A 20601-nucleotide genomic window follows, 5' to 3' on the forward strand; every position below is an offset into this window, starting at 1 on the left:
GCACCGACAGGTCCGGGGCGGCGCGCGCGTCGGCCGGACACCTCGCGCGTCGTCGCGCGCGTCGTCGGTGGAGCTCAGTCGAGGAAGGCGATGGGCGGCAGGTTGGGGTGCGCCGCGACGGCGGTCGTGAGCACCTGGACGAACTGCCGGTAGTCGGCCTCCATCGTCTCGTCGGTCGCGGTGGCGCCGAGGCGGTAGACGACCCGGTGCTCGTCGAGCGGGGTGAGGACGAGGCGGCGCCGGGAGGGCCTGCCGCGGTCGGAGGGGGTGACGGCGACGGACTGCAGGTCCGTGAAGGAGTAGTAGGTCTCCCCCATCCAGATGCCGCGCGTGTCGACGGTGACGCGCGCGGGGGTGCTGCGCAGGTCGAACAGGCGCGTGGCGAGCACGATGAGGGCGATCGCGGAGAAGAACATGCCCGTGCCGAGCGCCATGACGAGGAACGAGCTGTGCCCGGGCCCGGCGAGTTCGTCGCCCAGCAGCAGGGCGAGGACGATGAAGCTCGCCAGGATGCCCGCGCACACGAGCACCGCCACCGCGAACTGGCGGCGGACGCGTCGTCGGTTGAGCCCGAAGCTCACCGACGCCACGGCGTCACCTCAGGGATGGTCACGGAGCGCGTCCAGGGCGTACTGCAGGTCGGGGGCGTAGGGACTCTCGAAGCTGACCGGCTCACCCGTGCGCGGGTCCTCGAAGCCGAGGCGGCGGGCGTGCAGCCACTGCCGGGTCAGCCCGAGCTCGGCCGCGAGCCGCGGGTCCGCCCCGTAGGTCAGGTCGCCGACGCACGGATGGCGCAGGGCCGAGACGTGCACGCGGATCTGGTGGGTGCGCCCCGTCTCCAGGTGCACCTCGAGGAGGGTGGCCCGGCCGAACGCCTCGAGGGTCTCGTAGTGGGTGACGGACGGCCGCCCGTCGGAGATGACCGCGAACTTCCAGTCGTGGCCCGGGTGCCGGCCGATCGGCGCGTCGACGGTCCCGGCCATGGGGTCGGGCAGGCCCTGGACGAGCGCGTGATACACCTTCTCGACCGTGCGCTCCTTGAACGCGCGCTTGAGCCGGGTGTACGCGTGCTCGGTCTTGGCGACGACCATGACGCCGGAGGTGCCGACGTCGAGCCGGTGGACGATGCCCGCCCGCTCCGGCGCGCCCGAGGTGGAGATCCGGTAGCCGGCCGCGGCCAGGCCGCCGACGACGGTGGGCCCGACCCAGCCGGGTGAGGGGTGCGCCGCGACGCCGGGAGGCTTGTCGACGACGACGTAGTCGTCCGTGTCGGCGATGATGCCCATCGTGTCGATCGCCTCGGGCCGGATGGCCGTGGCGTCATCGCGCTCCGGCACGGTGACCTCGATGGTCTGGCCGCCCGTGAGCCGGTCCGACTTGGCGAGGGGGTGGCCGCCGCGGCGGATGTGGCCGCCGGCGAACAGGCCGGCAGCGGCGGAGCGGGAGATGCCGAGCAGGGCGGAGACGACGGCGTCGGCCCGTTCGGCGTCGACGTCGGCCGGGATGCGGACCGGGGTCGGGGTCAGGTCGGCGCTCACCGCAGCCGTCCCGGGCCGTCCTCGGCGGTGGTGTCGGCGGCGGTCGCGTCGGTGTCGAGGTCGGTGCGCTTCTCCCTCGCGGTCTCGCGCTGCCCCGAGATGCCGATGCTGAGCAGGGTCAGCACGCACAGGGTGATGACGCCGCCGACGATGGCCGAGTCGGCCATGTTGAAGATCGCGAAGTTCGGCAGGGCGATGAAGTCGATGACGTGGCCAACCCCGAAGCCGGGATCCCGGAACAGCCGGTCGGTGAGGTTGCCGAGGGTGCCGCCGAGCAGCAGGCCGAGCGCGATCGCCCACCACCAGGAGGCGACCCGGCGGACGAGCACGGTCAGGACGAAGAGGGCGACGGCGACCATGATCAGGGTGAACACCCAGGTGTGGCCCTCGCCGAAGGAGAACGCCGCTCCGGAGTTGCGGATGAAGTGCCAGCGCAGCAGCGGTGGCAGGACGGGGGTGACCTGGCCCTCCGTCATGGTCGAGAGCACCCAGAGCTTCGTCGACTGGTCGAGCACCCAGGCGAAGGCCGCGCAGGCGAGCAGCAGCACGACGTATCCGGCGCGGCGCCGCCGCAACGGGGCGGCCGACGAGCGTGTCGCGGTGTCACCGGGCTCGCCGGGGGCATCGGCGACGGACGTCACGGGCGGGGTGGCCGCCTCCGGTGCGGGAGCGGTCGTGCGGGCGTCGTCGCCGTCGTTCATGATGCTGCTGTTCCTCGTGGTGATGGTGGGATCCGGACCGGGGAAGCGCAGACGGCGCAGCCGATGGCGGGGCGGACGGACCGCCCCGGCACCGGCCGCGCCGGGTGCTGGTCGGCCGGACCGCCGGTCGGGACGTGACGTCCCGACCGGCCGATCGCGACCGGATGCCGGATCAGGCAGAGTCGGCTCAGGCGTTGTCGGAGCGATGCTCGACGGAGCCGGTGGTCTGCAGGTCGTGCAGCTGGGACTCGATGTACTCCTTCAGCCGCGAGCGGTAGTCGCGCTCGAACCCGCGCAGCTGCTCGACTTGGCGCTCGAGGTCCGACTTCTGGTGCTCGAGGTCGGTCAGCGTCTTGGTGCGGTGCGCCTCGGCGTCGCTCACCATGGACTCCGCCTTGCTCTGCGCCTCGGCGATGATGCTGTCGCGCTGCTCGATGCCCGAGTTGACGTACTCGTCGTGGATGCGCTGCGCCATGGCGAGCAGGCCGGCGGCGTTGTCGGCGGCCGGCGTCGTGCCCTGCGCGGACGTCAGGCCGGCGGCGGCCGTGGCCGGAGTGCCGGAGGTGGCCGGGACGGCGGTGTCGGCGGCGGCATCCACCCCGGGGGTCGGCGTGCCGGTCGTCGTGGTCTCATCCACGGCGTCGGTGCGCGACTGGTCGGTGCGCGCGTCGGCGCCCTGGCTATCGGTGCTGTGAGCGTCCGTGCTGTCCGTGTCGGTGGCGTGCGCGGCATCGCTCGACGTCGGGTCAGCGGTGCCGGCGTCGCCGGTCGCGTCCGTGCCGCTCACGGCCGGGGACGCAGCGGTCTCCGTGCCGGACTCGCCGGTGGCCGGGGCCGCGGCCCCGGAGGTCGCGGCGGGGGTGCCCGTCGCGGCGGCGTCACCGGCCGTGGCGGGTCGGATGCTCGTGTGGCCGTCGCCGCTCGCACCGCTCTCGTGGCGGGCGAGGCGCTGGCGCAGCTCGTCGTTCTCCTGGTTCAGCCGGCGCAGTTCCACGACGACCTCGTCCAGGAAGTCGTCGACCTCGTCCTGGTCGTAGCCCTCGCGGAACTTGGTGGGCTGGAAACGCTTGTTGACAACGTCCTCGGGCGTCAGAGCCATCAGGTCACCTCACTTGTTCGATGTTCGATCTCGTGTCGACCCGGCCCGCGACGGCCCGGGGGCGTGGCAGCGGGCCCCCGGTGGACACGGCGGCCATCTGACCACTGTACGCGAGGGACCGGACGGGAAGCGCCCGCCACGACGGGCCGGAGCGGACATCGTCGATCGCCGTCGATCGGGTCGACGCGATGGACGGACGACGGTCGAGGCGACGGCGGGGACGCCGCCGGGCCCGTCAGGCGAAGGAGGCGGCGAGACCCGAGGTGATGCTCATGAGGATGCCCGTGACGAGTAGCAGGATGAGGAACCCGAGGTCGAGGGAGACGGCTCCCAGCCGCAGCGGCGGGATCGTGCGCCGCAGCCACTTCACCGGCGGGTCGGTCACCGTGTAGATGAACGTGGCGAGCACGAGGGCCGCACCCTGGGGGCGCCAGCCGCGCGCGAACATCTGCACCCAGTCGTACACGAGGCGGATGAACAGGCTCACCACGAACAGCATCAGGAGGACCCAGATCACTCCGAAGACCAGACTCACGTCAGGCGCACATCCCTCATTGCTCGCGTACCGGTGGCGTGGAGTCTACCGGCTCTGCCGGGGCGGAGCCGGTGTCCACCCTGGTGGTCGGCTCCGCGCGACAGGCTCAGCTCTGGTTGAAGAAACCCGCGGCGGTGGTGTCCTGCGGCTTCTTCTCCTCGCCGAGGACCTCGACGTAGGACGGGGTGAGCAGGAAGACCTTGCTGGTGACCCGCTCGATGCTGCCGTGCAGACCGAAGACGAGGCCGGCGGAGAAGTCGACCAGGCGCTTGGCGTCGGACTCCCCCATGTCGGTGACGTTCATGATGACGGGGATGCCGTCGCGGAAGCTCTCGCCGATGACCTTCGCGTCGTTGTACGAGCGCGGGTGGACCGTGGTGATCTGGTGCAACTCGGTGCTCTCCTCGCGAGACGACGTGGCCCGCTTGATGGGCGTGACCGGCGCACGGTAGTCGTCGCTGCCGGGGACGGGGCGCGGGGCTTCCCGTCGCGTCTCGCGCTCGGGCTGCTCGTAGGCGGTCTCCTGACGCTGCACCGGGGCAGGCGCGTCGTAGTCCTCATCGCCGTCGGCAAGTCCGAGGTAGACCATTGCCTTCCGCATCGTCCCGGCCATGAACATCTCCCTTGTGCGTCGTGCGCGTCGATCCGTGGACCCGCTCCGGTCGGCGCCGTCCCCGGTGGTTCCCGGTCTTCACCGGGCTGGGGGGCTGGAGTGGGTTGCTGTCTAGGACGCTACCCCACGGCCGGACGCGGGCCGAGAACATCCGAGCCGACACGCAGGTGTGTCGCCCCGTGCGCGATGGCGCTCTCCAGGTCCGCGCTCATGCCCGCCGAGATGCCGTCCGCGGACGGGTGCGCGGCGCGCAGATCTGCCGCGATCCGGGCGAGTCGGGCGAAGGCGGCGTCGGGGTCGGCGCCCCGCGGCGCGACCGCCATGACCCCCGCGACGGTCAAGCCGTCCGTGGCGGCGATCGCGTCGGCCAGCGACACGACGTCGGCCGGCGCGGCGCCGCCCCGGCCCCCCGTCGCACCACTGTCGGGATCGCCACCGGCAGCGTCGTCCAGGTCCACCTGCACCCAGCACGCCAGCGGCCCCAGCTCGGCCGGCCGGTGGTCGGCGACGGCTCGGCCGAGCGCACGGACGAGCGAGGAACGGTCGACCGAGTGCACGCTGCGGGCGTAGTGGACCACGGACTTCGCCTTGTTGCTCTGCAGTTGGCCGATGAAGTGCCAGCGCAGGTCCCCTGCATCACTCGATGCGGCGCTGTTCGCTGCCGCGCCGTTCGATGCCGCCGTGGCGGCAGCCGCCTTCGCGGCGGCCTCCTGGTCCCGGTTCTCCCCCACGTCACGCACACCGAGCCCGGCCAGGCGCAGGACGTCCTCGACCGGGAAGAACTTCGTCACGACGATGAGGTGGGGGCGATCCGCGCGGCCGGCGTCGGCGGTGGCCCGGTCGATCCGGGCGTCGACCGCCGCGAGCCGGGCCCGCAGGTCCCCGGTGCGCTCGTCTGGACTCGACGACGAGGGGTCCGGGGACGAGGTCACGGCGCCACGTGCCAGACCAGGCCCGCGGTCCGGCCGGTGGCCTGGTCCCGGCGATAGGAGAAGAGGTCCTCGGTCTCCCGCGTGCACCCGGGCACCACGGTCACCTCGACGCCGGCCTCCCTGAGCTGGCGCTCGAGCCCGGCGCGCAGGTCGAGACCGGCGGTGCCCTCGCGGGTCGTCGAGGCCGAGCCCGGCAGCACGGCGTCGACCTCGGCGCGCATGTCGCCGGGCACCTCGTAGCAGGCGCCGCAGATGGCCGGGCCGAGCCAGGCACGGATCCGCTCGCCGCCGTCGGCACGAAGCGCGCGCACGGTGGCGGTCGCGATACCGCCGGCGGCACCGCGCCGGCCGGCGTGGGCGACCGCCGTCGCCGTCGTGCCGTCCGGCCGGTCGGCGACCATGACGATCGGTACGCAGTCGGCGACGAGGACGGCCAGGGCGCTCGCCCCGGCGGCGTCGACGAGCGCATCGGCGACGGGCACGCCCGGGGCCTCCGTGACGCCGAGGCGGTGCACGGCCGTGCCGTGCACCTGGTGCATGAAGCGCAGTGACCCGCGGGTCACGCCCATCTCCGCGAGCAGCGCGGCGCGGTTCCGGGCCACCGCCGCGGGGTCGCCCCCGAGACGGCTGGCCAGGTTGCCGGCACCGGCATCGGTGAACCCGATCCAGGTGCCGGCCGCGACCTGCTCGCGGTGATGGAACATGGCGGGACTACTTGAGGAAGTCCGGCACGTCCAGGTCGTCACCGCGGCGCCCGACCTGACCGGGGCCCGGCTCGACGACGGCCGGCAGTTCCTCGTAGCCCGCGTCGTCGCGCGAGGACGATCGGTCGGCGCCGTTCTGGCCGGAGGCGGACGAGCCGGAACCGTTCGAGCCGACACCGTCCGGCGCGTAGGCGGGAACCGGCTCCTGGCCGCCGTCACGGTAACCGTTGCCCTGGCCGTAGCCGTTCTGGCCGTAACCACCCTGACCGCTCGGCGCGGGGGCCGGACGCTCGGGGGCGGCCGGACGGGACGAGGGACGCGAGGGAGCCGGGCGGTTGCCGCCGGCGGGACGGGACTGGCCACCCTGGCCGCCCTGGCCGGCGCTGCGGGACTGGCCTGCGCCGGCACCGATCTGGCTGGCCGCGTAGGCCGCGGAGGCGGCGCGGTCGTCGTCGTTGTCCGGGCTGTCGAAACCGGCGGCGATGACGGTGACGCGGGCCTCGTCGCCGAGGGCGTCGTCGATCACGGCGCCGAAGATGATGTTGGCCTCCGGGTGCGCGACCTCCTGCACCAGGCGGGCGGCCTCGTTGATCTCGAACAGGCCGAGGTCGGAGCCACCCTGGATGGAGAGCAGGACGCCGTAGGCGCCGTCGATCGAGGCCTCCAGCAGCGGGGAGGCGATGGCCAGCTCGGCGGCCTTGACCGCGCGGTCCTCGCCGCGGGCCGAGCCGATGCCCATGAGGGCGGAGCCCGCACCCTGCATGACCGACTTGACGTCGGCGAAGTCGAGGTTGATCAGACCCGGGGTCGTGATCAGGTCGGTGATGCCCTGGACACCGGAGAGCAGCACCTGGTCGGCGGAACGGAACGCGTCGAGCATGGAGACGTTGCGGTCGCTGATGGACAGCAGCCGGTCGTTCGGGATCACGATGAGCGTGTCGACCTCGTCGCGAAGCGTGTCGATGCCGGACTCGGCCTGGTTGGAGCGGCGACGGCCCTCGAACGTGAAGGGGCGGGTGACGACGCCGATGGTCAGGGCGCCGAGGCCGCGGGCGATGCGGGCGACGACCGGGGCGCCACCTGTGCCGGTGCCACCACCCTCACCGGCGGTCACGAAGACCATGTCGGCGCCCTTGAGGACTTCCTCGATCTCCTCGGCGTGGTCCTCCGCGGCCTTGCGGCCGACCTCCGGATCCGCGCCGGCACCGAGGCCGCGGGTCAGCTCCCGCCCGACGTCGAGCTTGACGTCGGCGTCGCTCATCAGCAGGGCCTGCGCGTCGGTGTTGATGGCGATGAACTCGACACCGCGCAATCCCACCTCGATCATCCGGTTCACGGCGTTGACTCCGCCGCCGCCGATACCGACGACCTTGATGACGGCCAGGTAGTTCTGAGGTGCTGCCACGTTCTCGATCCCTTGTTCGTTCGTTCCTCGCCGTGCCGGACGCTGCGGTCCGGTGCCTGGCCTTGCGGGTGGTCCCTCACCGGTGCGTGAGGTCCCTCAACTGCTCAGGGCCACGACTGCGCCTCCATGCTCGCACGGGGGTCGAGTGCGACACGAAGCCGAAGTCCGTGACCTTAACCCTCAGGTTGAGGGTTAGAGTTATGTCAAGTACGACGTCGTGAAGAACGGTAGGCGGTGGCCCCGCCGGGAGCAAACAACGTCGTCGGCGTGTCCGGTATCGGTGCGCGGCGCGACTTCCGGTCAGCGGGTGACGGGGCGCGACGGGGTGCTGACGTCGTAGACCTGCACGGCCGGCGTGTCCGGATCCTGCGGGCGCGCGATCAGCGCCGCGAGCACCTTGGCCTTGAGCTCGCGCTGGGAGGAGTTGCCCCAGATGACCTTCTTGCCGTCCTGCAGGGTCAGCGCCACGGAGTCGACGGAGGTCGCGGAGGCGTGCTCCATCTTGGCGAGCACGTCCGCGGGCAGCGCGGCGAGCACCGCGGTGATGGCGCGGAACACGTCCTTGCCGATGACGGCGGTGCCGCCGTCGATGATCGGCAGCGACACCGTCGACCGGTCCGTGGCGGTGGCGAGCTGGGTGCCGTTCTGGTCGATCAGGAGGTAGTTGCCGCCCTCCTTGAGGATGGCCACCGGAGTGCGCTCGTGGATGGTCACGGCGAGGGTCGACGGCGGACGCGCCTCGACGGAGACGTCCTCGACGGCGGGCATCGACGCGAGCCGCTTGCGCACCTCGTCGCGGGAGATCTGCGGCAGCGGGGTGCCCTGCAGCGACGACAGCGCGTCGGTGACGGCCCGGGTCGTGGTCAGTCGGTTGCCGGCGACGCTGACGTGGCGCATCGCGAGCAGCGGCGAGAAGACGAGCACGGCGATCAGGGCGGCGACGACGACGACCGTCGCGGCGACGCCGATCAGCCAGGCGCGGCGCCGGTGACGCCGGTGGGTGCGCGGGAAGTCGAGCACCGTCGACCCGTCCGCGCCGGGGCGGTCCTCGAGCAGCACGGAGCTGGGCCGTTCGGGTTCGAGCAGGCTCACCTTGCCGGTCGAGCCGACGCGGATCTCCGAGCGGTACGGGCCGGACTCGCGGTCCCGGTCGCGCGGGCTGCGGTCACTCATGGTCGGCCTCCGGTGCGGGCGTCGTGGAGTCGGTCGGTTCGACGGTGGTCGTGGCCGCGGCGGCCAGGGCGTCCACCAGGCGCGGGCCCAGCGCGGTGACGTCGCCGGCGCCGACGGTCAGCAGCAGGTCCCCCGGCCGGGCGGCGGCGGCCACGGCCCGGACGGCGCGCTCGGGGTCGGACTCGAGGACGACGGCGTCGCCCGGAGCGAACCGGTCCGTGATCAGGGCGCTCGTGACGCCCGGCTCGGGCTCCTCGCGGGCCGGGTAGATGTCCAGCACGGTGACGCGGTCGGCTGCGGCGAGCGCGGCGGCGAACTCGGCGGCGAAGATGCGGGTACGGGAGAACAGGTGGGGCTGGAAGACGACGTGCACGGCTCCGGTGCCGGCGACCGAGCGGGCGGCCGCCAGCGCGGCCGCGACCTCGGTGGGGTGGTGGGCGTAGTCGTCGAACACGCGGACGGTGCCGTCGGGTGAGGCGCCCCGGTACTCGAAGCGGCGGCCAGCGCCGGTGAAGGTGCCGAGCGCGGCGCTCCCCTCCCCCGGGTCGACGCCGAGGGCGGTGCCGGCGAGCAGGGCCGCCGCGGCGTTGCGGACGTTGTGCTCCCCCGGCACGCGCAGGGTCAGCTCGGTGCTCACGCCGCCGGGCAGGGTGATGCGGCTGTGGCTGCCGGCGCCCGCAGGCACGACGTCCTCGATCAGCGCGTCGTGCTCCGGGTCGGTGACGACACTGGTGCCGTAGGTCAGCACGGTCGGCGCGCCCGCCCGGGAGACGGCGCCGGACCGCACGGCGGCGGCCAGGTCGGCGGACCCGGCGTCGTCGCGGCAGGCGATGAGGGTGTCGTCGGGGCCGAGCAGGGCGGCGAAGTCCGCGAACGCGGCGTGCACGGCCTCGGCGGTGCCGTAGTGGTCGAGGTGGTCCGGCTCGATGTTCGTCACCACGGCCACGTGCGGGTCGTAGTTCAGGAACGACCCGTCGGACTCGTCCGCCTCGGCCACGAAGATACCGCCCGTCCCGTGGGCGGCGTTCACGCCGAGGGCGGAGACGTCACCGCCGATGGCGAAGGACGGGTCGCGGCCGGTCTCGCGCAGCAGCACGGTGGTCATCGCGGTCGTCGTGGTCTTGCCGTGCGTGCCGGCGACGGCGACGACGTCGGTCCCGGTCATCGCGGCGGCGAGGGCCTCGGACCGGTGCAGGACGGTGACCCCCGCGGCGCGGGCCGCGGCCAGCTCGGGGTTGGTGGGTCGGATCGCGGTCGAGACGACGACGGTGTCGACGTCGGCCACGTGCGCCGCGTCGTGGCCCACGTGCACGGTCGCGCCGAGGTCCCGCAGGGCGGCCAGGACGGCGGACTCCCGCCCGTCGGACCCGCTGACCGGCACCCCGCGGGCGAGCAGGATCCGGGCGACGGCGGACATGCCGGCGCCGCCGATCCCGATGAGGTGGACACGGCCCAGCCGCGCCAGCGCGTCGGGACGGGCCGTCGTGGAATCGCTCACCGGGCGCCCCCGGTCGTGTGGTTCGCGTGCTGCGCGGCGGCCTCGAGCACCAGCGCCGCCATGGTCCGGTCGGCGTCGCGGATGCCGCGTTCGGCGGCGGCAGCGGCCATGCCGGAGAGCCGCGCGTCGTCGTGCAGCAGCTCGGGCACGTGGGCGCCGATCCAGTCGGCGGTGAACTCGGGGTCCCGCACGATCAGGGCGGCACCGGCGTCGACGAGGAAGCGCGCGTTCAGCGCCTGCTCGCCGTTGCCGTGCGGCAGCGGGACGAAGACGGCGGGCAGCCCGACGGCGGCGACCTCGCTGACCGTGCCGGCGCCGGCGCGGGCGACGAGCAGGTCGGCGGCCGCGTACAGGTCGGCCATGCCGTCGACGTACTCGACCTGCGTGTAGTGCTCCGCGGTGACGGGCACGCCGGGGGCGGACTCCATCCGCTTGCCCCGCCCCGTCACGTGAAGCACGCTGATCCCGGCCTCGGCCAGCGCCGGCAGCGCCGCGATCAGGGCTCGGTTCAGGGACGCCGCGCCGGAGGAGCCGCCGGTGACGGCGAGCAGGCGCGCGTCCGGGTCGATGCCGAACCGGGCGCGGGCGGCAGCCCGGGCGGCGGAGCGGTCCAGGTCCGCGATGGCCCGGTTCATCGGCATGCCGACGAGCTTCGCGTGCGGCAGCTTCGTCTGGCTGAAGGCGGTCGCGACGGTCGTGGCGAATCGCGCGCCGACCCGGTTGGCCAGGCCCGCGGTGACGTTGGCCTCGTGGATGACGATGGGCACCCCCCGGCGTCGGGCCGCCAGGTACAGCGGGGTGCACACGTAGCCGCCGACACCGACGACGGCGTCGGCGTGCGCCCGGTCGAGGATCTCGCCGGCCTGCCGCACCGCCTTCGCGAGGCGGGTGGGCAGCCGCAGCAGGTCCGCGGAGAGCGAGCGGGGCATCGGCACGCGTTCGATGGTCGCCAGCCGGTACCCGGCGGCGGGCACGAGCCGGGTCTCCATGCCGGTGGGCGTGCCGACGGCGACGAGGTCGGCGTCGGGCCGGGTGGCGCGGATCGCGTCGGCGATGGCCAGCAGAGGGGACACGTGGCCGGCGGTGCCGCCGCCACCCAGGACGATGCTCGGGCCGGTCATCAGGCGCGCCCCCGTCCGGTGAAGGCGGGTTCGCCGTCGCGGGCGAGCAGCGACGGGCGGCCGAGGCCGGAACCGGCGCGCCGCGGCGTCGGGCGGGTCCGGGCGAAGGAGAGCACGACGCCGATGCCGCACAGCACCACCAGCAGCGACGAGCCGCCGTAGGAGATGAACGGCAGCGGCACGCCGATGACGGGCAGCAGGCCGGTGACCATCGCGATGTTGACGAACGCCTGCCCGAGGATCCAGGTGAGGATCGCGCCGGAGGTGATCCGGACGAACGGGTCGGTGTGCCGCATGATGACGCGGAGGATCGCGATCGCGAGGATGCCGAAGAGGCACAGGACGACGATGGTGCCGACGAGGCCGAGCTCCTCCCCGATGATCGAGAAGATGAAGTCGTTGTGGGCCTCGGGGATGTAGAACCACTTCTGCCGGCTCTGGCCGAGGCCGACGCCCCACCAGCCGCCCGAGGCGAGGGCGCCCAGACCCGCGTTGGCCTGGTCGTTGATGCCGACGCACTGGCCGTCGCCGAGCCAGCCGGTGATGCGGCACATGCGGTTACCGCTGCCGAGCGCCATGACGATGGCGCCGGCCGCGGCGACGAGACCGGCGACGAGGAAGAGCCGCTTCGGCACGCCCGAGAAGAACAGGGTCGCGATCACGATGAGCGTCAGCAGCAGCGAGGTGCCGAGGTCGTGCTGGAGGACGACGAGCCCGATGATGATGCCGGCGACGGGCAGCACGGGGATGAGCGCGTGCTTGAGCTGGCCGAGCAGGGCGCCCTTGCGGGCGAGGATGAGCGGCATCCACACGCAGAGCGCGAACTTGGCCGCCTCCGAGGGCTGCGCGGTGAGGCCACCGAGCCGCAGCCAGCTGCGGTTGCCGTTCACCTCGTACCCGAGGGGGGTGAAGATCGCGAGGAGCAGCAGCACGGCGAATCCGACGGTCGGCCACGCGAGCAGCTTGATGGTCCGCACGGGCAGCCGGCTCAGGATGAACATGAGGGCCAGGCCGCCCACGCCGAACATGCCCTGCTTGATGAACAGCGCGTAGGAGGAACCCTCCTCGGCGATCGCCTCGACCGCGGACGAGGAGAGCACCATGAGCAGCCCGACCGCGGTCAGTGCGATCGTCGCGCCGAGGATCAGGTAGTAGCTCGAGTTGCCCGACCGCTGATCCCGGTCCTCGATCCTCGCCCACACGCCGGCGATGAGCCGGAACAGGGTCGACCGGGGGACGCGCGGCGCCGGGGCCGATGCCGGCCGGGAGCCGGACGGCCGGACGGCGGTGGCGGACCCGGCTCGAGGGGTCTGGGGACGCGGGGGCGTCATGACCACGGGGGAACTCCTGTCTGCAGCGAGGGGACCGGTCTCGTCGTCCCGGCCGGACGGGCGAGCACCTCGACCCGGGGGCGGGCGGTTCGACCGCCGTCGTCCTGGTGCCGGTCGGTCGACCGGCGAACGACGTCAGTCGACGTCCGCGCCACCGTCGGTGGAGCCCTGCCCGGTGGGGCCGGCACCAGCGGTGCGCTCCCCTGTGGAGAGGTCCCGCACCGCCTGGATGAAGGCGTCGCCGCGTTCGGCGTAGGAGACGAACTGGTCCATCGAGGCGGCCGCCGGTGCCATCAGCACGGTGTCCCCGTCGGAGGCCACCGCGGCGGCGGCCGACACGGCCCAGGCCATGACGTCTGATCCTGCCCCGGCAGGCTGCCCGGTTCCAGTCTCGCCCGCGTCGCGCTCGATGACGGGCACATCCGGAGCGTGTCGTGCCAGTGCCGTGCGCAGGTCGGCGCTGTCCACGCCGATCAGGACGACGGCGCTGAGCCGCTCCCGGTGACGGGTGATGAGGTCCTCGTAGGCGACGCCCTTGGACAGGCCGCCGGCGATCCACACGACCGGCCGGAACGCCGCCAGCGACGCATCGGCCGCATGGGGGTTGGTGGCCTTGGAGTCGTTGACCCACAGCACGCCGTCGAGGGTCGCGACCGGCTGGATGCGGTGGGCGCCGGGCTGGTAGGCGCGCAGCCCGTCGCGCACGGCGACCGGCTCGACGCCCGCGGCGCGGGCCAGCGCGGCGGCGGCGAGGGCGTTGGCCACCTGGTGCCGCGGCACGAGGTCCCCGATGTCGGAGATCTGGGCGAGTTCGGCGGCGCTGTCGCGGCGCTCGGCGATGAAGGCACGGTCCACGAGCAGGCCGTCGACGATGCCGAGCATGCTGACGGCCGGGGCGCCGGTCGTGAACCCGATCGCACGGGCCCCCTCGACGACGTCGGCGTCCTCGACCATCCGCTCGGTCTCGATCTGCTCCGCGTTGTAGACGCACGCCACCCGGGTCCGGGCGTACACCGAGGCCTTGGCGTCCCGGTAGGCCTCGTAGGAGCCGTGCCAGTCGACGTGGTCCTCGGCGACGTTCAGGCACACGCTGGCCAGCGGCGAGAGGCTGTGGCTGTAGTGCAGCTGGAAGCTGGAGAGCTCGACGGCCAGGACGTCGTACTCGACCGGGTCGCGCAGCGCATCGAGGATCGGCGTGCCGACGTTGCCGACGGCGATCGCCCTGAGGCCGGCGGCCTGCAGGATGGCCTCCGTCATCCCGACCGTGGTGGTCTTGCCGTTGGTCCCGGTGATGGCGAGCCAGGCGGGCGTCTTCCGGCCGGCGCGCTCGCTGACCCGCCACGCGAGCTCGGTGTCGCCCCACACGGGCACACCGGCGGCCTGCGCGGCACGCAGCAGGGGGGCGGTGGGGCGCCAGCCGGGGGAGACGACGATGAGCTCGGGCTGCGCGTCGTCGATCACCGGGAGGGTGCCGCCCGTGTCCGGGCCGAGGAGGACGTCGCGGGCGCCGACGATGCGCAGCGTGTCCGCGGCCTGGCGGCTGGCGTCGGTGTCGGCCGCGTCGACGACGACGACGGCGGCGCCGAGCTCGATCAGGGTGTCCGCGGCGGCGAAGCCGGCGGTGCCGATGCCGGCGACGACGACGCGCAGTCCGGACCAGTCCGCGTCCCAGGAGCGCAGGTCCCGAGTGCGGTCGGTGTCGGTGAGAGGGGGCTCGGCGGAGGGCTCCGGGCTCACGCGAGGGCCACCCATTCGGCGTAGAACATGCCGACGGCCACGGCGACGCACAGCCCGCACACGATCCAGAAGCGGACCACGACGGTCACCTCGGCCCAGCCCTTGAGCTCGAAGTGGTGCTGCAGGGGCGCCATCTTGAACAGGCGCCTGCCCTTGGTCAGTTTGAAGAACCCGACCTGCAGGATCACCGAGAGGGAGATGATGACGAACAGGCCGGCCAGGACGATGAGCAGCAGCTCGGTGCGGGAGAGGATCGAGAACGCGGCGACCGCACCGCCCAGGGCCAGCGAACCGGTGTCGCCCATGAAGATCTTCGCCGGCGACGTGTTCCACCAGAGGAACCCGACCAGGGCGCCGATGAGGGCCGCGGCGAGCATCGCCAGATCCAGCGGATCACGGACCATGTAGCAGGCGCCGTGGGCGATGCGCGGGGACGCGCAGTTCTGGTTGTACTGCCAGAAGCCCATGATCAGATACCCGCTGAACACCATGATCGACGCGCCGGCGGCGAGGCCGTCCAGCCCGTCGGTCAGGTTCACGCCGTTGGTCGTCCCGGTGACGATGAGGTTGGCCCAGATCACGAACAGCACGACGCCGAGCGCGGGACCGGCGAACGCGAGGTTGACGGGCGTGTCCCGAACGAAGGAGATGGCGGTCGAGGCCGGCGTGACGCCGTTGGCGTCGGGGAAGCCGAGCGCCATCACGGCGAAGACGATGCCGATGATGCCCTGCAGCACGAGCTTGGCGACCGCGGTCAACCCGAGGCTGCGCTGCTTGGAGATCTTCAGGGCGTCGTCGAGGAAGCCGACCCCGCCCATCGCGCACATGAGGAACAGCAGGAGGGCGCCGGAGATGGTCGGCCCCTCGGCGCGCGGGTTGAGCAGGAAGACGATGAGGTGGGTGAGCAGGTAGCTCACGACCACCGCGGCGACGACGACGGTGCCGCCCATGGTGGGCGTGCCGCGCTTGGTGTGGTGCGAGGTGGGGCCGTCGTCGCGGATGAACTGGCCGTAGCCGCGCCGCACGAGCAGGCGGATGAACAGCGGCGTGCCGATCAGGGAGAAGAGCAGGGCCAGGCCACCGCCGAGGATGAGCGCGATCACGGCGCGGTGACCTCCGGCGCTGCGGGACCCTCGTCCGTGCCCTGGCTGCTCATCGGCCCCCATGCTATCCGATCGCCCAGGTGGCGCAGGCCGGCCCCGTTGGAGGACTTGACGAGCACGATGTCGCCGGGGCGGAGCGCGTCGGCGAGCAGCGCCTCGGCCGCGTCGGCGTCGGGCACCCAGCGCGACTCGTCGCCCCAGGAGCCCTCCATCACCGCACCGGTGTGGATCGCGCGGGCGTCCTCCCCCACGACGACGAGCTGAGCGATGTTCAGGCGCACCGCGGCGCGGCCGACGGCGTCGTGCTCGGCGACGGAGCCCTCCCCCAGCTCGAGCATCGTGCCGAGGACCGCCCACGTGCGCCGGCCCGAGTCGGCGCCGAGCGCGGCGAGCGTGCGCAGGGCGGCGCGCATGGAGTCGGGATTGGCGTTGTAGGCGTCGTTGATGACGGTCACCCCGTCGGCCCGGTCGGTGCGCTCCATCCGCCAGCGGCTGACGGCGCCGCTGCTGGTGAGCACCTCGGCGATCGCGGCGCCGGGAACCCCGGCGGCGTGGGCGAGGGCGGCGGAGGCGAGCAGGTTGCCGATGTGGTGCACGCCGATCAGGCGGCTCGTGATGTCGTGCTCGCTCGTCGCGCCGGCAGGTCCGGCGGGCAGGTGGAGCGTGAAGACGGGGTGCCCGTCGGTGTCGGTGTGCAGGTTCGAGGCACGCACGGCGTCCGCGAGCTGCGGGTCGTCCGCGGCGTGGGGGTCGGCGGTGAACCAGAGCACCGGGGCGGCGGTGCGGGCGGCCATGGTGCGGACCCGCTCGTCGTCGTGGTTGAGGACCGCGGTGCCGGTCGACGGCAGGGCCTCGACCAGCTCGCCCTTGGTGGTGACGATGTTCTCGACGGAGCCGAACTCGCCCAGGTGGGCGCTGCCGACCATGAGCACGGCACCGAGGTCGGGGCGGACCATGTCGGCCAGGTAGGCGATGTTGCCGAGCTGGGTGGCGCCCATCTCGATGACGAGGTACCGAGTGTCCGGGCCGGCGGTGAACACGGTCAGCGGGACGCCGACCTCGCCGTTGTAGGACCCGATGGGTCCGACGGTCGGCCCCTGCGTCGCCAGGAGGGCGGTGGTCAGGTCCTTGGTCGTGGTCTTGCCGGCCGACCCGGTGACGCCGACGACGGTCAGGTCTCCGGCGGCACGCAGGCGGGCGACGTGGTCGGCGGCCAGGGCGCCCATGGCGAGCACGGCGTCGGGCACGACGACGGCCGGGTGCGGGCGGCCGGTGTCGTCGGTGGTCTCCCGCTCGGCGAGGATCAGGGTGGCGCCGGCGGCCAGCGCGGCGGGGATGAAGTCGTGTCCGTCGGCCACCTCCCCGGGCTTGGCGACGAAGAGGGTGCCGGCGGTGACCTCGCGGGAGTCGGTGGCGACGGTCGTGACGACCGCCTCCGGATCGGCGCCGGCGGTGAGCGTACCGCCGGTGATCTCGGCGATCTGCGTCGCCGTGAGGTCCATCATGCTCGTGTGTTGCCTTCCTCGTCGTGACGGCCGTCCCGGGGCTCGGGAGCGGCCCCGTCGGCGGGTGCCTGCCCGCGCCGGCCGGCGGCGAGCGCGTCGGCCAGTTCCTGCCGGTCGTCCAGCGGCAGGTTCACGCCCTTGACCTCCTGCCACACCTCGTGTCCGCGGCCGGCCACGAGGATGCTGTCCTGCGGCCCGGCGAGCTCCACGGCGCGCCGGATGGCCTGCGCCCGCGGGTGGACCTCCTCGACGACCGTGCCGAGCCGCTCGTCGAGGACGGCCCGGTGCACGCCCGCGAGGACGGCGGCGCGGATCGGGGCGGGATCCTCGTCGTGCGGGTCGTCGTCGGTGACGATGACGACGTCCGCGAGCCGGGCCGCGATCTCGCCCATGAGGGGACGCTTGGTGGCGTCCCGGTCGCCCGTGGCGCCGAAGACGATCAGCAGCTTCCCGTCGCCGGCCGGCCGGGTTGCCTCGAGGGCGCGGACCAGGGCGTCGGGATTGTGGGCGAAGTCCACGATAGCGTGCGGCGCGGTGCCGATGACCTGCATCCGGCCCGGCACCTGCGGAGTGAGGGCGTCCGTCTCGTCCAGCAGGCGCTGCAGCTGCGGCGCGTCCATGCCCCCGGCGTGCACCATGAGCACGGCCAGGGCGGCGTTGGCGACGTTGAAGCCGCCGGGCAGGCCGGTGCGGGCACGCAGCCGCGCCCCGTCGGGGCCCGCGAGGGTGAAGCGGTGGCCGAGGCCGTCGCGCACCACGTCGATGACGCGCCAGACGGCGCCCGGCAGGTCGGTCGTGCCGTCGCTCGCCGTGGCGTCCGCGCCGTCGACGAGCAGCGTCGTCAGGGCGTCGGCGCCGAGCTGCTCGGCCGCGTGGGCGGCCATCGCGCGGCCCCAGTCGTCGTCGGCCAGGACCACCGCCCGGCGGGTGTGCTCGGGCGTGAACAGCTGTGCCTTGGCGGCGAAGTACTCCCCCATGCTGCCGTGCAGGTCCAGGTGGTCCTGGGTCAGGTTGGTGAAGCCGGCGACGTCGAAGCGGATGCCGTCGACCCGGTGGTAGGACAGTGCGTGGGACGAGACCTCCATGGCCGCCGCACCGACGCCGTGCTCGCGCATCAGGGCGAGGACGGAGTGGACCTGCGGCGCCTCGGGGGTGGTCAGCACCGACGGGATCGGCGTGCGCCCGGCGAGGATCTCGATCGTGCCGATGAGCCCGGTCTTCGCTCCGGCGGCCCCGAGCAGGGCGGTGGTCAGGTACGTCGTCGTGGTCTTGCCGTTCGTGCCGGTCACCGCGTACAGCGCCGGGGCGGCCTCGCCCTGCGCCGGCCCGAACACCCGCGCCGACAGGGCACCGACGACCGTGCGCGGCTGCGCGTGGACGAGCACCGGCACGGCGACGCCGGCCCGGGCGGTGTCCGCTCCGAGGAGGGCGGCGCCCTCGGGGTCGGTGAGAACGGCGACGGCCCCGGCCTCGACCGCGGCGGCCGCGAACTGGGCCCCGTGCCGGTGGGCGCCGGGAAGCGCCGCATAGAGGTCGCCCGGCAGGGTCTGCGACGTGTTCAGACTCACGCCCGTGACGGCGGGGTCGACGGCCTCGACGGCACCGGCCGCACCGGCCGCACCGGCCTGCGCCCCGATCAGGGTGCGCAGCTCCGACAGCGGCACCGAGCGGGGGTGGGCGGGCCGCAGCGCGGCCGCACCGGCCGGCGGCTCGTCGGCGGCATTCGCGTGGTCGCCGGCCGGGACGCGGGCAGCGTCGGCGGAGGCTGAATGATCAGTAGGCATCCTGTTCACCGTAGCGCGTCCGGCGCTCAGTAGTTCAGCGGCAGATGCGGCGGGGTGCCCGTCGACGGGGGCACCTTGTAGGTGTTCAGCACCTGGCTCATGATCGTCTTGAACGCCGGCGCGGTCGAGATGCCGTAGATGTTGCCCTGCGGCTTCTGCAGGACGATGCCGACGACGTACCTGGGGTTCTCCATCGGCGCCATCCCGACGAAGGACGCCGTGTACCCGTCGAAGTGACCGTTGGGTCCGGGGTTCTCCGAGGTACCGGTCTTGCCGCCCACCCGGTAGCCCTCCAGCTGGGCGTCCTTGGCGCCGCCGTCCGTGATGACGCCCTCGATGATCTGCTGCACCTGATGCGCGGTGTCGTCGGAGACGACGCGCGTGCCGGGGGCGATGGGCACCTTGTGCTCGGTGCCGTCGGGGTCGATGTAGGCGTCGATCAGGCGCGGCTGCAGACGGATGCCGTTGTTGGCGATCGTCTGGAACGCCATCGCGGTGTGCACGGGCGTCTGGGAGACGCCCTGGCCGAACAGCACCGTGTACTGCTGGCGGCCGTCCCACTGGTCCGGCGGGGCGAGGATGCCCTGGCTGGTGCCGGGCAGCGGCAGGTTCAGGGGCTGGCCGATGCCGAAGCGCTTGAGGTAGTCGTAGCGCTGCTGACGGGTCAGCGCGGAGCCGGCCATGACGGTACCGGTGTTCATCGACCAGCCGAGGATGCCGGCGAGGGTGCGCCGCTCGTACCCGTGCTCGAACGAGTCGGAGAACGTCTGCCCGTCGATGGTGTAGGTCGGCGGCAGCAGGTACTGCGAGAGCGGGGTGGCCTTCTTCTCCTCGATGAGGCCGGAGGCGGTGATCATCTTGGTGGTCGAGCCGGGCTCGTAGGCGGCGCTGACGGCGAGCGAGCCGCGCCGGTCGGCCGGGGTGGCGCCCGGGTTGTTCGGGTCCACGGTGGTCGAGTCGGCGACGGCGATCAGGTTGCCGGTGGCGACCTCGACGACCACGGCGGTGCCCCACTCGGCCTTGTTCGCGGCCACCTGGTTGGCGATGGCCTGCTGCGCGACCCACTGGATGTCCTGGTTGATCGTGAGCTTGACGGTCTCGCCGTTCTTCGCCGGCACGTCCTCGGAGGTCGCGTTGGGAATGCGGACGCCGTTGGCCCCGATCTCGAACTTCCGCTGCCCGTCCGTGCCGGTCAGCTGCTTGTCCTGCGTCAGCTCGAGGCCGGCGAGGGCGCGGTTGTCCGAGCTCATGAAACCGACCAGGCCGCCGGCGACGGCGCCGGACGGGTAGACGCGTTGCGTGTTGGACTCGGAGTAGATCGCCGGGTTGTCCAGGTCGATGATCCGGGTGCGCACCGCGGGACTGACGTTGCGGGCCACGTAGTTGAACCGCTTGTCGCCCGTCACAGCGGCGCGGACCTTCTTCGGGTCCATCTTCAACACACCCGCGAACTGGGCGATGGCCTGGTCGCGGGTCACGTGGGTCATCGCGCCGTTGTCCTGCGCACGGTCGTAGTCCTGGAACAGGGTCTGGTCCACCGTGATGTTGAAGCTCTGCACGCTCTTGGCGAGCACGTTGCCGTTCGCGTCGACGATCTCGCCCCGCGTGGACGGCATGTCGATGACGCGGGTGCGGTTCGCCGTGACGGCCTGCGCGAGGCCCGAGGGATCCAGGCCCTGCACCCAGAAGAGCCGGCCGCCGAGGACCACGAGCAGGGCCAGCAGCATGACCAGCCCGGTTCGCAGCCGCCGGCCGATCACCGCCTGCGCCATCCCGTCGCGAGTCCGTCCAGGTGTCGTCGTCCTGCCTGCTGCCACGCTCT

Annotated in this window: 18 protein-coding genes; all 18 read right to left on the bottom strand. The window is 73.0% G+C overall.

Annotation, left to right across the window (positions count from 1 at the left end):
- Positions 1-74 precede the first annotated feature (74 nt).
- Positions 75-590: a hypothetical protein gene (locus V6N00_RS10485; protein WP_334232145.1), complete on the bottom strand. Its 516-nt coding sequence runs from the start codon at positions 588-590 to the stop codon at positions 75-77.
- Between the two features lie 9 nt (positions 591-599).
- On the bottom strand, positions 600-1538 hold the full coding sequence (locus V6N00_RS10490; protein ID WP_334232147.1) for an RluA family pseudouridine synthase: 939 nt from the start codon (positions 1536-1538) through the stop codon (positions 600-602).
- Positions 1535-2239, bottom strand: a complete 705-nt coding sequence (gene lspA, locus V6N00_RS10495) for a signal peptidase II (RefSeq protein WP_334232149.1) — start codon at positions 2237-2239, stop codon at positions 1535-1537. Before lspA ends, V6N00_RS10490 begins: the two co-directional genes overlap by 4 nt.
- Positions 2240-2426: 187 nt before the next feature.
- Positions 2427-3338, bottom strand: coding sequence for a DivIVA domain-containing protein (locus V6N00_RS10500; RefSeq protein ID WP_334232150.1), 912 nt, complete (start codon positions 3336-3338; stop codon positions 2427-2429).
- Positions 3339-3573: 235 nt separating this feature from the next.
- Entirely contained in the window at positions 3574-3873 is a 300-nt protein-coding gene (locus V6N00_RS10505; RefSeq protein ID WP_334232152.1) for a YggT family protein, read from the bottom strand.
- A 106-nt stretch (positions 3874-3979) separates the two neighbouring features.
- Positions 3980-4486: a cell division protein SepF gene (locus V6N00_RS10510; RefSeq protein WP_334232154.1), complete on the bottom strand. Its 507-nt coding sequence runs from the start codon at positions 4484-4486 to the stop codon at positions 3980-3982.
- Positions 4487-4605: 119 nt separating this feature from the next.
- Entirely contained in the window at positions 4606-5418 is an 813-nt protein-coding gene (locus V6N00_RS10515) for a YggS family pyridoxal phosphate enzyme (RefSeq protein ID WP_334232155.1), read from the bottom strand.
- Positions 5415-6122, bottom strand: coding sequence for a purine nucleoside phosphorylase YfiH/LACC1 family protein (locus V6N00_RS10520; RefSeq protein WP_334232157.1), 708 nt, complete (start codon positions 6120-6122; stop codon positions 5415-5417). The genes V6N00_RS10515 and V6N00_RS10520 overlap by 4 nt, the downstream gene beginning before the upstream one ends.
- A 7-nt stretch (positions 6123-6129) precedes the next feature.
- Complete coding sequence (gene ftsZ, locus V6N00_RS10525; RefSeq protein ID WP_334232159.1) at positions 6130-7527, bottom strand: cell division protein FtsZ; 1398 nt, start codon at positions 7525-7527, stop codon at positions 6130-6132.
- Positions 7528-7827: 300 nt separating this feature from the next.
- Positions 7828-8700: a cell division protein FtsQ/DivIB gene (locus V6N00_RS10530; protein ID WP_334232161.1), complete on the bottom strand. Its 873-nt coding sequence runs from the start codon at positions 8698-8700 to the stop codon at positions 7828-7830.
- Entirely contained in the window at positions 8693-10117 is a 1425-nt protein-coding gene (gene murC / locus V6N00_RS10535) for a UDP-N-acetylmuramate--L-alanine ligase (protein ID WP_334232249.1), read from the bottom strand. The genes V6N00_RS10530 and murC overlap by 8 nt, the downstream gene beginning before the upstream one ends.
- 77 nt (positions 10118-10194) lie before the next feature.
- Positions 10195-11319, bottom strand: a complete 1125-nt coding sequence (murG, locus tag V6N00_RS10540; protein WP_334232162.1) for an undecaprenyldiphospho-muramoylpentapeptide beta-N-acetylglucosaminyltransferase — start codon at positions 11317-11319, stop codon at positions 10195-10197.
- Complete coding sequence (gene ftsW, locus V6N00_RS10545) at positions 11319-12650, bottom strand: putative lipid II flippase FtsW (RefSeq protein WP_334232252.1); 1332 nt, start codon at positions 12648-12650, stop codon at positions 11319-11321. Before ftsW ends, murG begins: the two co-directional genes overlap by 1 nt.
- A 135-nt stretch (positions 12651-12785) precedes the next feature.
- Complete coding sequence (gene murD, locus V6N00_RS10550) at positions 12786-14402, bottom strand: UDP-N-acetylmuramoyl-L-alanine--D-glutamate ligase (protein ID WP_334232163.1); 1617 nt, start codon at positions 14400-14402, stop codon at positions 12786-12788.
- A complete protein-coding gene (mraY, locus tag V6N00_RS10555) occupies positions 14384-15490 on the bottom strand; it encodes a phospho-N-acetylmuramoyl-pentapeptide-transferase (RefSeq protein WP_334232164.1) in 1107 nt (368 codons plus the stop codon). The genes murD and mraY overlap by 19 nt, the downstream gene beginning before the upstream one ends.
- On the bottom strand, positions 15487-16995 hold the full coding sequence (locus V6N00_RS10560) for a UDP-N-acetylmuramoyl-tripeptide--D-alanyl-D-alanine ligase (RefSeq protein ID WP_334232166.1): 1509 nt from the start codon (positions 16993-16995) through the stop codon (positions 15487-15489). The genes mraY and V6N00_RS10560 overlap by 4 nt, the downstream gene beginning before the upstream one ends.
- A complete protein-coding gene (locus V6N00_RS10565; RefSeq protein ID WP_334232168.1) occupies positions 16992-18779 on the bottom strand; it encodes a UDP-N-acetylmuramoyl-L-alanyl-D-glutamate--2,6-diaminopimelate ligase in 1788 nt (595 codons plus the stop codon). The genes V6N00_RS10560 and V6N00_RS10565 overlap by 4 nt, the downstream gene beginning before the upstream one ends.
- Positions 18780-18805: 26 nt before the next feature.
- Positions 18806-20551 carry a peptidoglycan D,D-transpeptidase FtsI family protein gene (locus V6N00_RS10570; protein ID WP_334232170.1) on the bottom strand — a complete coding sequence of 582 codons (1746 nt, stop codon included), beginning with the start codon at positions 20549-20551 and terminating at the stop codon, positions 18806-18808.
- Positions 20552-20601 lie beyond the last annotated feature (50 nt).

The sequence above is a fragment of the Tersicoccus mangrovi genome (genome assembly GCF_036881825.1).
GTDB lineage: Bacteria > Actinomycetota > Actinomycetes > Actinomycetales > Micrococcaceae > Tersicoccus > Tersicoccus mangrovi.

Coding starts and splice junctions, on each gene's coding strand:
- V6N00_RS10510 (WP_334232154.1), bottom strand. CDS start 4,486: ATGGCCGGGACGATGCGGAAGGCAATGGTCTACCTCGGACTTGCCGAC.
- murD (WP_334232163.1), bottom strand. CDS start 14,402: ATGGGTGGCCCTCGCGTGAGCCCGGAGCCCTCCGCCGAGCCCCCTCTC.
- V6N00_RS10565 (WP_334232168.1), bottom strand. CDS start 18,779: ATGCCTACTGATCATTCAGCCTCCGCCGACGCTGCCCGCGTCCCGGCC.
- murG (WP_334232162.1), bottom strand. CDS start 11,319: ATGACCGGCCCGAGCATCGTCCTGGGTGGCGGCGGCACCGCCGGCCAC.
- V6N00_RS10570 (WP_334232170.1), bottom strand. CDS start 20,551: ATGGCGCAGGCGGTGATCGGCCGGCGGCTGCGAACCGGGCTGGTCATG.
- murC (WP_334232249.1), bottom strand. CDS start 10,117: ATGTCCGCCGTCGCCCGGATCCTGCTCGCCCGCGGGGTGCCGGTCAGC.
- V6N00_RS10560 (WP_334232166.1), bottom strand. CDS start 16,995: ATGATGGACCTCACGGCGACGCAGATCGCCGAGATCACCGGCGGTACG.
- V6N00_RS10500 (WP_334232150.1), bottom strand. CDS start 3,338: ATGGCTCTGACGCCCGAGGACGTTGTCAACAAGCGTTTCCAGCCCACC.
- V6N00_RS10530 (WP_334232161.1), bottom strand. CDS start 8,700: ATGAGTGACCGCAGCCCGCGCGACCGGGACCGCGAGTCCGGCCCGTAC.
- V6N00_RS10520 (WP_334232157.1), bottom strand. CDS start 6,122: ATGTTCCATCACCGCGAGCAGGTCGCGGCCGGCACCTGGATCGGGTTC.
- lspA (WP_334232149.1), bottom strand. CDS start 2,239: ATGAACGACGGCGACGACGCCCGCACGACCGCTCCCGCACCGGAGGCG.
- ftsW (WP_334232252.1), bottom strand. CDS start 12,650: ATGACGCCCCCGCGTCCCCAGACCCCTCGAGCCGGGTCCGCCACCGCC.